The sequence below is a fragment of the Sphingomonas zeicaulis genome (assembly GCF_050433225.1).
Taxonomy (GTDB): Bacteria; Pseudomonadota; Alphaproteobacteria; order Sphingomonadales; family Sphingomonadaceae; genus Sphingomonas_D; species Sphingomonas_D zeicaulis.
In genome coordinates this window covers 132,889-145,338 of sequence record NZ_JBNPXQ010000009.1, presented here as the reverse complement: position 1 = coordinate 145,338, position 12,450 = coordinate 132,889, and the positions used below count along the sequence as shown (strand labels likewise).

Below are 12,450 nucleotides of genomic sequence, written 5' to 3'. Positions count from 1 at the left end.
TCCGCCTGGCCAGTGCAACGGTCATGCGTCGATCGCTTCCTCGTCGAGCCGTGCCGCATTTTCCTGGATGAACGTGAAACGATGTTCTGGGTTCCGGCCCATCAGCCGGTCGACGAGGTCGCGCACGCCGGCGCGTTCCTCATATTCCTGCGGCAAGGTGATGCGCAGCATGGAGCGGGTGCGAACGTCCATCGTGGTTTCGCGAAGCTGCTGCGGGTTCATCTCGCCGAGGCCCTTGAAGCGGCTGACCTCGACCTTCTTGCCCTTGAACTCGGTGCGTTCCAACTGTGCGCGGTGCGTTTCGTCGCGCGCATAGGCGCTCTTGCCGCCCGCAACCAGCCGATAGAGCGGCGGCTGCGCGAGGTAGAGATGGCCGCGACGGACGAGCTCGGGCATTTCCTGGAAGAAGAAGGTCATCAGCAAGGTGGCGATATGCGCGCCGTCCACATCGGCGTCGGTCATGATCACGATCCGCTCGTAGCGGAGGTTGTCGGGCACGCATTTGTCGCGTGTGCCGCAGCCGATCGCTTGGATCAGATCGGCGATTTCCTGGTTGGCGAGGATTTTGGTGGTGTTCGCCGAGGCGACGTTGAGGATCTTGCCGCGGATCGGCAGGATCGCCTGCGTCTTTCGGTCGCGAGCCTGCTTGGCAGAGCCGCCCGCGCTGTCGCCCTCGACGATGAACAATTCGGTGCCCGCGGGATCGTCCGCCGCGCAGTCCGTCAGCTTGCCGGGCAGGCGCAGCTTGCGGCCGGCGGTCGCCGTCTTGCGCTTGACCTCGCGCTCCGCCTTGCGGCGCAGCCGTTCGTCCATGCGATCGAGCACGAAGCCCAGCAGCGCGCGGCCGCGCTCCATATTCTCGTTCAGGAAATGGTCGAAATGGTCGCGGACGGCGTTTTCCACGAGGCGCGCAGCCTCGGGGCTGGTCAGCCGGTCCTTGGTCTGGCTCTGGAACTGCGGATCGCGGATGAACACGCTCAGCATCAATTCACTGCCGGTCATCACATCCTCGGGCGCGATGTCCTTGGCCTTCTTCTGGCCGACCAGTTCGCCGAACGCCCGAATGCCCTTCACCAGCGCGGCGCGCAGCCCGGTTTCATGGGTGCCGCCATCGGGGGTGGGGATGGTGTTGCAATACCAGCTATAGCTGCCCTCGGACCAGAGCGGCCACGCCACCGCCCATTCCACGCGGCCCTGCTCGTCGGGAAACGGATGGCGCCCGGCGAAGAATTCGGTGGTTGCGCATTCGCGATTCTCGATCTGCGCGCGCAGATGATCCGAAAGCCCGCCGGGGAACTGGAACACCGCCTCGGGCGGCGTATCGTCGCTGATCAGTTCGGGCGCGCATTTCCAGCGGATCTCGACGCCGGCGAACAAATAGGCCTTGGAGCGGACGAGCTTGTACAGCCGCGCCGGCTTGAAGTGCATCTCACCGAAAATCTCGGTGTCGGGCACGAAGCTCACGCTGGTGCCGCGGCGGTTGGGGGTGCCGCCCAGCTTCTGCAGCGGCGTCATCACCGCACCGCGCGAGAAGCTCTGGCGAAACAGCTCCTTGTTGCGCGCGACCTCGATCACCGTCTCGCTCGACAGCGCGTTGACCACGCTGACGCCGACGCCGTGGAGGCCGCCTGAGGTGGCATAGGCCTTGCCAGCGAACTTGCCGCCCGAGTGGAGCGTGGTCATGATGACTTCGAGCGCCGACTTGCCCGGGAATTTGGGATGCGGGTCGATTGGAATGCCGCGGCCATTGTCGACGATGGTCAGCCGGTTGCCTGGTTCGAGCACCACCTCGATCCGGCTGGCATGCCCGGCGACAGCCTCGTCCATCGCATTGTCGAGCACCTCGGCGGCGAGGTGGTGGAAGGCGCGCTCGTCGGTGCCGCCAATATACATGCCGGGGCGGCGGCGCACCGGCTCAAGCCCCTCGAGCACCTCGATCGACGAGGCGTCATAGGCGCCGGAGGTGGGGATGGGGGCCGCGAACAGATCGTCGTCAGACATGGTCGGAGGCTATGGGGCCGCGACGCCCCGCTGGCAAGGCATGGCCCGGTGCATCGCCGCATGCATGCGTTGCATTCCGGCCACAGTCGTGGTCGGAACGACGGACGCGATGGATCGATCCGCGTTCGTCTCCGTTCCTGCCGAGCTTGTATGAGCGAGTATGGAGTAGCGTATGCGTATCAAATATCTTGCGTCGGTGGCGGCGCTTGGCCTGGTGTCGATTGCGATGCCCGCGGCTGCGCAGGAGGTGACTGAGGACGGCTTCTCCGGCGTCTATGTCGGCGGATCGTTCGGCGCGACGCTGCAGCCCAATGATGGCGGTTCGCGGATCAATTTCGATACGGATCTCGATGGAGATTATGGCGATACCGTGAACACCGCGGGCGGCGCCAACGCCTTCTCGCCGGGCTTCTGCGGCGGGCGGGCGCTGGGCGCCACGCGCGATGCGGGGTGCAAGAGCGACAAGGACGGCATCGAATATTACGGCCATGTCGGCATCGACCGGCAGATGGGCTCGTTCGTGGTCGGTGCCGTGGGCGAGTTCGGCAAGAGCGAAGCCGAGGACAGCGTCTCTGCGTTCAGCACGACGCCTGCGCGCTACACCATGACCCGCGAGTTCAAATATAACGCCGGCCTCCGTCTGCGTGCGGGTTACACGCCGAATGGAAGCACCCTGTTCTACGGCACTGGCGGCGGTGCCTGGGCGCGGATCAAGAACAGCTTTTCGACCAGCAACGGCGCCAACTCCTTCGCGGGCAGCGGCAATTCGGATGCTTGGGGCTGGAGCGCCGGTGGCGGCGTCGAACAGAAGTTGGGCAGCCACTTCTCGGTGGGGCTGCAATATCTCTACACCAGCCTGAAGGACGATGATTATGTCGTCCGCGCGGGGCCTGGCACCGCGCCGGTGACCAACCCGTTCCGTCTCGTCAATCCGGACGGGACCGACTTTCAGCGAGGTGACGACAAGTTTCAGACCCACAGCGTGCGGGCGACGGCCTCCTTCCGTTTCTGACGAAGGCGAGCCGAAAAAGGAAAAGGCCGGCGCGTGGCGCGCCGGCCTTTTTTCATGTCACCGATCGGATCAGCGCACGCGGGGGCCGCCGAAGGGCAGCGGCGGCGGCGGGCGGCGGTCACGGCGGGGCAGTTGCGCCTGATAGGCCTGGCCACAATGCTCTACGCAATAGGGGAAGCCCGGGTTCACCTGCACGCCGCAGAAGTGGAAGTCCGGCTCACCCGGGTGCCCCAGCGGCCACTTGCAGATGCGGTCGTTGAGGTCGAGCAGGCTGGTCTTGCCGGCGATATCGGCGCTTGGCTTCGCCGGCACCAGACGACGCGGCGGCGCGGGCGGGATCGGGGCCTGCTGGTCGCCGGGGCCCTGGCGCAGGAAGCCGCCGGGACCGACTGAACGCATTGCCGGCTCGGCCGGGCGGGGCGCCTCGGCCGGTGCTGCGGACAGCGGCTCCGCGGCGGCAGGAGCAGCGGCCGGTGCCGGGGCAGGGCGGGGGGCTGCGGCCTGGGCGGGCACAGGGGCCGTGGCCGGCGCGGGTTCGGCGGCACGCGGCGGCGGCGGTGCAGCGGCGGCAGCGCGGCGCTCCTCGGCCTTTGCCTCGCTTTCGTTCGCCTTCACCGGCGACGGGCGCGACTGCAGGCCAAGCCGGTGCGCCTTGCCGATCACGGCGTTGCGGCTCACACCACCGAGTTCTTCGGCGATCTGGCTCGCGGTCATCCCCTGTTCCCACATCGTCTTGAGCTGGTTGATGCGCTCGTCCGTCCAGGCCATCGATCGTCCTTGTTCAAATATCTCTGCGGCCAATCATGGCCTGCCATCAGTTCGTCTTGCGGGTTGGGCCGAACGCCGATAGGCGATCCGGCAATGAACGGCCAGCCCGAATCCGGAGTCCGCAACCCACCTGGCGTCCCGACCATACGGAACGTCAACTGGGCGGGGATGCGTGCCCTCTATATCAAGGAGGTGCGGCGTTTCTTCAAGGTGCAGCTCCAGACGATCTGGGCGCCTGCGCTGACGACGCTGCTTTTTCTCGTGATCTTCACCGTCGCGCTCGGCCGCGGCGGCACGCAGGTGATGGGCGTGCCCTTCGCCGATTTCGTGGCGCCCGGCTTGATCATCATGGGAATGATGCAGGCCGCCTTCGCCAACGCCAGCTTCTCGCTGCTGGTCGGAAAGATCCAGGGCACGATCGTCGATTATCTGATGCCGCCGCTCTCGACGGCCGAATTGCTGGCGGCGCTGGTCGGCGCCGCGACCACGCGAGCCATGCTCGTCGGGCTCACGCTCTGGCTGGCGATGCTGTTCTGGCCCGGCGTCCACATCCTGCCTTCGCATCTGCTGAGCGTGCTGTGGTTCGGTCTAATGGGATCGATCTTCCTGTCGGCGTTGGGGGTGCTCACCTCGGTGTGGGCGGAGAAGTTCGACCATGCCGCCGCCGTCAGCAATTTCGTGGTTGCGCCGCTGTCGCTGCTGTCCGGGACTTTCTATTCGGTCGACCGGCTCAGCCCGCTGTTCCAGACGATCAGCCACGCCAACCCGTTCTTCTACGTCATTTCCGGCTTTCGTTACGGCTTCCTCGAGCGGGCGGATTCGCCCGTGCTGATGGGCGCGGGCCTTATCCTTGCGATCAACCTCGTTCTGCTCGGCATCACCTATGCGCTGCTCGAGCGCGGCTGGAACATCAAGAACTGACGCCGCGTGCGGCGCGGCTCAGTCTGCAGCGGCGTTGCACGTCTTGAGCGCATCCGCCTCCAGCCCGGCGACGCCGACCTTGTAGCTGGCGACGGTGCCGACACTGCGGGCCAGGGCCTTGCAGGCGCGCATCATCGCGACGCCCCGCGTCTCGCCCAGGCCACTGCACTGGCGCTCGGCGCACCGCCACAGCCGTTCTTCCACCACCACCTTTTCGGGGACGGCGACGCCATCGGCAAAGTGCACCTCACCTGTGCTGCCCGCCCAGGCGGGCATCGCCGCGGTGATCAGGCAAGCGGCTACGGCCCAAGACATCATGCGAACCATCACATCCTCCTTGCGAAGTATAAGTAATGGTTGCATTATGCTACTGGAATTTCGGACGATGAAGCGCTACAACGCGCAAAACTTGTGTTGGTCGTCCAAATGTCAGTCGATCCGCTTGATGATGTCTTCGCCGCGATGCGGACTCGCACTGCGCTTTACGCGAGGTTCGAGGGCAGTGCGCCTTGGGGGGTGGAATTCGTCCGTGGTCGCGCAGCACGCTTCGGTCTGGTCGCGCAAGGCGGTTGTTGGCTGAGCGTCGACGGCGAGGCGCCGGTATGGCTCGAATCGGGTGACTGCTATGTCATCGCCTCCGGCCTGCGCTATGTGCTGCAGGACGATCCGGCCTCCCCGACCAAATTCTGCTTCGATGCACTGCGCGAACACAAGCATCATGTCGTCCGCCATGGCGGCGGCGGCGCGCCGGCCACGGTGATCACCGGCTGGTTCATGTTCGATGCGGTCAGCGCCCGGCCGCTGATCGACCTGATGCCGCGATTGATCCTCGCGCGCGTTGCCGAGGATCAATCGCAGATGATCCAGGCAACGCTGCAACTGCTCGCGTTCGAGACCGGGCAGCGTAACCTCGGCACCTCGATCGTCGTTAGCCGGCTGGCGGATATTCTCTTCATCCAAGCAATCCGCGCCTATGCCGACCGCGCGGGCGAGGAGGCCGGCGGCTGGCTGGGGGCGTTGGGCGATTCGCGGCTGGCGCCGGTGCTGGGTGCGATCCACGGCGCGGTCGACCATGGCTGGACGGTGGACGAACTCGCGCGGCTCGCCGGCATGTCGCGATCCTCTTTCGCCGCGCGGTTCCGGATGCGCGTGGGGCTGACCCCGCTCGACTATGTCACGCGGTGGCGGATGTATCGCGCCGGCACGATGCTGCGCCAGTCCGCGGAGACGATCGCCGGGATCGCCTATCGCGTCGGCTATGACAATGAATCGGCCTTCTCCAAGGCATTCCGCCGGGTCACCGGGGTGAGCCCGGGGCAGTATCGCCGGACGTCGGCGGAGAAGCCGGTGCCGGCACCGCCCAGCACCGCGCTTCGGCAGGCGGAAGCGGCGCTGGCGCGCTGATCGCGGCTATTTGCGAGCGGCGTCGCCCGAAAAGCTCAGTTGCAGCTTGTTCGAGGCGCGCGGCACATCAACCTCGGCGCTGTTGAACTCCATCGTTGCGCGCGGGGCGATCTGGCGGTCGGGCGGGGTGATCGTCCAGCCATAGACCACGCGGCCGCTGGTATCGCGCAGTTCGGCGAGGATATCGGGCACGCGCTGCGGGCTGTCGGTAGGATTCACGATCCGGCCGCTGATCGCGAGCAATTCGTTACCGCTCTCCATCTCGCGGCGCTCGGTGGTGGGAGGCTCGATCAGCAGCACCACGCGCGGCGCGGGCTCCGCAAAGCCCAGCCGGCTGGCAAAATCGTTCGCGAACGTCGGTGAGCCGAAATAGAACAGTGCGAGCACCCCGGCGAGCAGCGCGAGCGCGCCGCATGCCGCAACGCCGATCCACCGCCGCGAGCGCTTCGGCGGCAGCGCCTGTGGGGCAGCTGTCTGTGTCGCCGGCGCCTCGGATGGCGTGGCGGCGGGTTCCTCGACGGCGGCTGTTTCCCGCGCCGACGCCTCGGGCGCGGTTGCTTCCGACACCGGCTGATCGTCCGATTCTGCCTGCGTTTCGGGCGGCGGCGCGGCTTCGGCCATCGCGGCGGATTCGTCCGGATCGATCGGAGGCTGGAACCAGCTATGCTTGCACGCCGCGCACCGCACCGATCGGCCTTCCGCGCCGATCGCGTCGTCGGGCACGGAATAGGTCGTCCGGCATTCTGGGCACTGCAGGATCATCGTTTGCGGGCAGACTTTTCTGTCATTCTCGGACGCGATTTGCGCCGTCCGCTGCTTCTAAGCACCGTTGGCGCGCCGCATGCAAGCGTCGAAGCATGGCCGCGAACGATCGCCGCCGCTTTACGCCGCACCTGCGGCTGTGCGATGGCGAATGCGAATGGGCGGACCGGGAAGCGGCTTGGGCAGCATCGTACAATTCGAGGATGTCGGGCTGCGTTATGGCGCCGAGGGCGATGTCCTTTCGGCGATCGATTTCGCGCTGGCGCCCGGCAGTTTCTATTTCCTGACCGGTCCATCCGGTGCGGGCAAGACGTCTTTGTTGAAGCTCCTCTACCTGGCGCTGAAGCCCACCACCGGTACCGTGCGGCTGTTCGGCGAAGATGTGGCGAGCCTGCCGCGCGCGCGCCTGCCCGCGCTGCGTCGCCGGATCGGCGTGGTGTTCCAGGATTTCCGGCTGCTGCCGCACCTGTCGGTGTTCGACAATGTCGCGCTGCCGTTGCGCGTCGCCGGCGTTGCGGAAGGCGAGATCGCCGGGCCGGTGGAGGAGATGCTGCACTGGGTGGGGCTCGGCGCGCGTGCGGGAGCGCGACCCGAGACACTGTCGGGCGGCGAGCAGCAGCGCGTGGCGATCGCACGCGCGGTGATCGGGCGACCGGAGCTGCTGATCGCCGACGAGCCGACCGGTAATGTCGATGCCGAGATGGCGGCGCGTCTGTTCCATCTGTTCGACGGCCTCAACCGGCTGGGCACGACTTTGGTGGTGGCAACGCACGATATCCATCTGCTGCAGGCGGTGGCGGATCCGCAGATCATGCGGCTTGATCGCGGCCGCCTGGCTGACCCGACCGGCGCGCTGCGCTTTCCGCCGCGGCGGCGGTCCGAAACGGGGGCGGCGGCGTGACGAGCACCGCATGGCTCGGCGATGCGATCGCTCGCTCGTTCGGCAGCGCTGCCGATCGCCGCCTGCTGCCAGAAGGGCGCGCTGTGGGGCCGATGCCCTGGGTGGTGGCCATCATGATGTTTCTTGCGGTGCTCGCCACCGCCGCCGGCCTCGGCCTGTCCAACGCCGCTGGCGGATTGCGCGCTGACCTGGCCGGCCGCGCGACGGTGCAAATCGTCGAGGCCGATCCAGTGCGTCGCGTTGCCGCGACTAAGGCGGCGATCACGGCGTTAGAAAATATGACCGGCGTCGGCGACGTTCGCCGGGTGCCCGATGCGGAGATCGCGGCGCTGCTCGAACCCTGGCTGGGTGTCGGCGGGATCGATGCGGACCTACCGGTACCGGTGTTGATCGATCTCGACATCGCTCCGGCGGACGAGGCGGCGGTGCTGGGCCGGATCGAGACAGTGCTGGCACGTGTGGCGCCCGGCGCGCGGATCGATCGGCATGCGGGCTGGCTTGCGCCGCTGTCGGGGCTTCTCGGCGCCTTGACCTTGCTAGCGGGCGTGATCGTCGCGCTGGTCGCCGCGGCCACTGCCGCAACGGTGGTGCTGACCGCGCGCGGCGCGCTCGACACGCATCGCCAGACCATCGCGATTCTCCATCTGCTGGGCGAAACGGATGGTCGCATCGCCGGCCTGTTCCAACGGCGTATCGGGCTGGATGCGCTGTTCGGCGGCATTGCGGGGGCGGCGGCGGGGATCGTCGCCCTGCTCGCGATCGGTGCGCGGATCGAGGCGGTTGGCGCCGCCGCGCTCGCCGGCGGTGCGATCGGGACGGGCGGGTGGCTGCTGCTTGCCTGCCTGCCGGTGGCGGGCGGTGTGCTCGCAACGATCGCCGCCCGGTTCACCATCCTGCGCGCGCTGGAGCGATTGCCATGATCCGGCGCGCCGCCTCGTTGTTGCTTATCGTGTGGGCGCTTGGTTTCGCGCTGTTCGTCGTGCTGTTACCCCAGCCGCTGCCGCCGGCGCGCTCCGATGCGATCGTCGTGCTGACCGGCGGCCCAGGGCGGATCGAGCGGGGGCTTGCCCTGATGCGTCGCGGACTTGCCAAGCGAATGCTCGTTTCGGGCGTGGCGCCCGCGGTGAAGCCGCACGAACTCGCCTTGCGCACGCGCGCGCCGCTCGCCCTGTTCGAGTGCTGCGTCGATCTGGGGCATGAAGCGGTCGATACCCGTTCCAATGGCGAGGAGACCGCGCGCTGGATCGAGGCGCGGGGCTATCGCAGCGTCCGCCTTGTCACCACGGACTGGCATATGCCGCGCGCCGCACTGGAATTGCGGCATGCGCTGCCGCGTGATGTGACGGTGGTGGGCGATGCCGTGAAGAGCGACCCCAATTTCGGGATGCTGCTGATGGAATATAACAAGTTCCTCGTGCGCCGCGCCGCCGTGCTCGTGGGGCTCTGAGCGTGATCGCCGCATTGCGCTCGCTGCTGTTCATGCTCGTCTTCTACGGCGCCACGGTGCTCTTCGTGCTGGCGGCGTTGATCGCAGGGCTGGTCCACCGGCGCTGGTTGGTCGCCGTGGCCAATGGCTGGGGCCATTTCTACGATTGGTCCACGCGGGTGCTGCTGGGCATCCATATCCGCATCGAAGGGCAGTTGCCGCAAGGACCGGTGCTCGTCGCGCTCAAGCATGAAGCGATGTACGAAACGCTGCGTGCGATCCCGATGTTCGATACGCCCGCGGTGGTGATGAAGGCCGAACTCTCGCGCATCCCGCTGTGGGGCTGGGCGGCACGCCGCTATGGCATCATCCCTGTCGATCGTGACGCCGGCGCCCGCGCGATGCGCGAGATGCTGGCGGCGGCGAAGACCGCGGCGGGGGAGGGGCGTTCAGTGCTGATCTTCCCAGAGGGTACGCGCGTGCCGCCCGGAGAGACGCCGCCGATCCGCGCCGGCTTCGCCGGGCTCTATAAGGCGCTGGGGCTGCCCGTGGTGCCGATCGCCCTCGACAGCGGGCGGTTGTGGACGCGCGGGATGACCAAGCACGCCGGCACGATCACCTTCCGCATCGGAGAGACGATCCCGACCGGCCTGCCGCGCGCCGAGGTTGAGGCGCGGGTGCATCGTGCGATCAACGCGCTGAACCACTGACGCCTTCTTCCGGCTTCCCTTTCGCGGGCTGTTCCTTCAATTATACTCCGAGTAATCGTATCGATGCCGCGACTACGGATACGGCGATGGAGGCAGGGATGAACTGGAACGGCCAGAATATCATTGCAGGCGCGCTGCTGCGGCTGTCGCGCCGGCAAATGCTCGCTGGAACAGCCGTCGCCGCATTTGTCGGACCAGCGCTGGCTGCCATTCCTGCCGGCGCGGGGGTCCGCAAAGTTGAGCCCGTCGGCCTCCGGCACGTCCGTCTCAAGCCCTCGATTTTCGCGGACGCGGCAGCCGCAAATCGCCGCTATTTGCTGTCGCTGGACCCGGAGCGGCTGCTCCATAATTTCTATCTTTCCGCCGGCCTCCCGGCACCGGCGCCGCGCTATGAGGGGTGGGAGGCACAGGGCATCGCCGGCCATTCGCTCGGCCATTGGCTTTCGGCCTGCGCGCTCGCGATCGCCAATGGCGGCGACGCGGCGCTGGCCGCGCGGCTCGACCATTGCCTCGCCGAAATGGCGCGGATCCAGGCGGCGCATGGCGACGGCTATTGCGGCGGCACTACCGTCGACCGCGATGGCGAGACGGTGGACGGAAAGATCGTGTTCGAGGAGGTGCGCCGCGGCGAGATCCGCACGCAGGGCTTCGATCTCAACGGCGGCTGGGTGCCGCTTTACACTTGGCACAAGGTTCATGCCGGGCTGCTCGATGCGCACCGGCTGGCGGGAAATGCCCGCGCACTGCCGATCGCGCTCGGCCTCTCCGCCTATCTCGCGGGCGTACTCGAGCCGCTCGACGATGCGCAGATGCAGCAGGTGCTGCGCGCCGAACATGGCGGCCTCAACGACAGCTATGCCGAAACCTATGCACTGACCGGCGATCCGCGCTGGCTGCGGATGGCGGAAAAGATCCGTCACAAGGCGGTGCTCGACCCATTGGCGGCCGAACAGGACAAGCTCGCCGGGCTTCACGCAAACACCCAGATCCCCAAGCTGATCGGCCTCGCGCGGCTTTACGAGCTTACCGGCGAGGCCCGGCAGGCGACAGCGTCGCGCTTTTTCCACAAGGCGGTGACCGGCCGTCACAGCTATGTGATCGGCGGCAATTCGGAGCGCGAGCATTTCGGCCCGCCCGGTGCGATCGCGGGCGCGATCACCGAGGCGACCTGCGAGGCGTGCAACAGCTACAACATGATGAAGCTCACCCGGCACCTCTATGCGTGGCAGCCGGATGCGGGCTGGTTCGACTATTTCGAACGCGTCCAGCTCAATCACATCCTGGCGCACCAGCGGCCTTCGGACGGCGCCTTCGTCTATTTCATGCCGCTCTCGGCGGGGGCGCGGCGTAGCTATTCGACGGCCGAGGAGAGCTTCTGGTGCTGCGTCGGCTCGGGGATCGAGAGCCACGCAAAACATGCCGAATCGATCTATTGGCAGGGGCCGGCCACGCTTTACGTCAACCTGTTCATCCCCTCCTCGCTCGACCTCGCCGAGCAGGGCCTCGCGCTCGATCTCGACACGCGCTTCCCGATGGACGGCACCGTTGATCTCACCATTCGCAAGGCGCCCGCCGCCGCGACCACGCTTGCGCTGCGTCTGCCTTCATGGGCGCGCGAGCCGCGCCTCAGCGTCGATGGCAAGGCGGTGCCGATCGCACGGCGCGATGGCTATGCCATGCTCAGCCGTCGTTGGCGCGCTGGCCAGCGCATCCGCCTCGAACTGCCGATGGCGCTCGCCGCGGAGCCGACGCCTGATGATCCCGCGCTGGTCGCCTTCACGCATGGCCCATTGGTGCTCGCGGCGGACCTCGGGCCGGCGGCCGAGCCGTTCGAAGGCGCCGGTCCGGCGCTGGTCGCCGCTGGCGATGCCGGGGCGGCGCTGACCCCTGCAGGCGGCGCGCATCGCTTCACCGCGCGCTCGGCGCTGGGCGAATCGATCAGCCTTGCGCCCTTCTTCAACCAGTACGACCGCCGCACCGCCGTCTATTTCCCCACCTTCACCCCCGAACGTTGGGCGGCAGCGCGCGACACCTATGTCGCGGCCGAGGCCGAGCGGCAGGCGCTGGCGAAGCGCACGGTCGACACCGTTTATCTGGGCGAGATGCAGCCCGAGCGCGATCACGCGTTCAAGGCGGCGGAAAGCGCCACCGTGCAACTCCATGGCCGCAGCGCGCGCAAGCTGAAGCCGGGGCAGAGCCTGTCGATCGACCTCGCGCGCAAGTCGGGGGCGTCGGTGCTGCGCGTGATCTACTGGGGCGGCGATATCGACCGCGAAATTGAGATTCGCGTCGATGGCGTGCTGCTAGCGACCGAGCGGCGGCCCGGGCCAAAGGTCGGCAAGTTCGTGGCGGTGGATTATCCGCTGGCCGCAGGCAACGCAGCGCGCGCAACGGTGTCGTTCACCGCGCGGAAGGGTGAGGCGGATATCTATGAGGTGCGGATGATGGTGGCGCAGGCAGCGGCGACCGTTTGAGTTCGGTTCCCCTCCGTTCGTCCCGGGCGAAGTCGAGGGGCGAGTCACACGAAGGTGCTTATTGGCATTTG

General features: G+C 67.2%; 12 protein-coding genes. 8 read left to right on the top strand and 4 right to left on the bottom strand.

From position 1 onward, the window contains the following. Positions 1-21: 21 nt before the first annotated feature. On the bottom strand, positions 22-2,001 hold the full coding sequence (parE, locus tag FHS96_RS24245; protein ID WP_429598065.1) for a DNA topoisomerase IV subunit B: 1,980 nt from the start codon (positions 1,999-2,001) through the stop codon (positions 22-24). Positions 2,002-2,173: 172 nt separating this feature from the next. Here parE and FHS96_RS24240 point away from each other — a divergent pair, with 172 nt between their 5' ends. After that, entirely contained in the window at positions 2,174-3,013 is an 840-nt protein-coding gene (locus FHS96_RS24240; protein ID WP_429598063.1) for an outer membrane protein, read from the top strand. 69 nt (positions 3,014-3,082) lie between these two features. On the opposite strand, the gene FHS96_RS24235 is transcribed toward FHS96_RS24240, so the two are convergent. Beyond that, entirely contained in the window at positions 3,083-3,781 is a 699-nt protein-coding gene (locus FHS96_RS24235; protein WP_429598061.1) for a GcrA family cell cycle regulator, read from the bottom strand. Between the two features lie 93 nt (positions 3,782-3,874). Between FHS96_RS24235 and FHS96_RS24230 the strand changes: the two genes are divergently transcribed. Beyond that, positions 3,875-4,702: an ABC transporter permease gene (locus FHS96_RS24230; RefSeq protein WP_429598059.1), complete on the top strand. Its 828-nt coding sequence runs from the start codon at positions 3,875-3,877 to the stop codon at positions 4,700-4,702. 18 nt (positions 4,703-4,720) lie between these two features. Here the strand turns inward: FHS96_RS24230 and FHS96_RS24225 are convergent, their stop codons facing one another. Then, positions 4,721-5,029 (bottom strand): DUF8200 family protein, encoded by a 309-nt coding sequence (locus FHS96_RS24225; RefSeq protein ID WP_429598057.1) that lies wholly within the window; start codon positions 5,027-5,029, stop codon positions 4,721-4,723. 99 nt (positions 5,030-5,128) lie between these two features. On the opposite strand from FHS96_RS24225, the gene FHS96_RS24220 reads away from it, so the two are divergent. Then, positions 5,129-6,106 carry an AraC family transcriptional regulator gene (locus FHS96_RS24220; protein ID WP_429598055.1) on the top strand — a complete coding sequence of 326 codons (978 nt, stop codon included), beginning with the start codon at positions 5,129-5,131 and terminating at the stop codon, positions 6,104-6,106. A gap of 6 nt (positions 6,107-6,112) precedes the next feature. Here FHS96_RS24220 and FHS96_RS24215 read toward each other — a convergent pair whose 3' ends face one another. Further along, a complete protein-coding gene (locus FHS96_RS24215; RefSeq protein WP_429598053.1) occupies positions 6,113-6,868 on the bottom strand; it encodes a zinc-ribbon domain-containing protein in 756 nt (251 codons plus the stop codon). Positions 6,869-7,046: 178 nt separating this feature from the next. On the opposite strand from FHS96_RS24215, the gene ftsE reads away from it, so the two are divergent. The 5 genes from ftsE (at position 7,047) to FHS96_RS24190 (ending at position 12,379) form a co-directional block, all read left to right on the top strand. Next, complete coding sequence (gene ftsE, locus FHS96_RS24210; RefSeq protein WP_429598389.1) at positions 7,047-7,769, top strand: cell division ATP-binding protein FtsE; 723 nt, start codon at positions 7,047-7,049, stop codon at positions 7,767-7,769. After that, a complete protein-coding gene (locus FHS96_RS24205) occupies positions 7,766-8,689 on the top strand; it encodes a cell division protein FtsX (RefSeq protein WP_429598051.1) in 924 nt (307 codons plus the stop codon). The genes ftsE and FHS96_RS24205 overlap by 4 nt, the downstream gene beginning before the upstream one ends. After that, positions 8,686-9,216 (top strand): YdcF family protein, encoded by a 531-nt coding sequence (locus tag FHS96_RS24200; protein WP_429598049.1) that lies wholly within the window; start codon positions 8,686-8,688, stop codon positions 9,214-9,216. Before FHS96_RS24205 ends, FHS96_RS24200 begins: the two co-directional genes overlap by 4 nt. Before the next feature lie 2 nt (positions 9,217-9,218). Beyond that, complete coding sequence (locus FHS96_RS24195) at positions 9,219-9,905, top strand: lysophospholipid acyltransferase family protein (RefSeq protein ID WP_429598047.1); 687 nt, start codon at positions 9,219-9,221, stop codon at positions 9,903-9,905. Positions 9,906-10,003: 98 nt separating this feature from the next. Further along, positions 10,004-12,379: a beta-L-arabinofuranosidase domain-containing protein gene (locus FHS96_RS24190; RefSeq protein WP_429598045.1), complete on the top strand. Its 2,376-nt coding sequence runs from the start codon at positions 10,004-10,006 to the stop codon at positions 12,377-12,379. Positions 12,380-12,450: the final 71 nt, after the last annotated feature.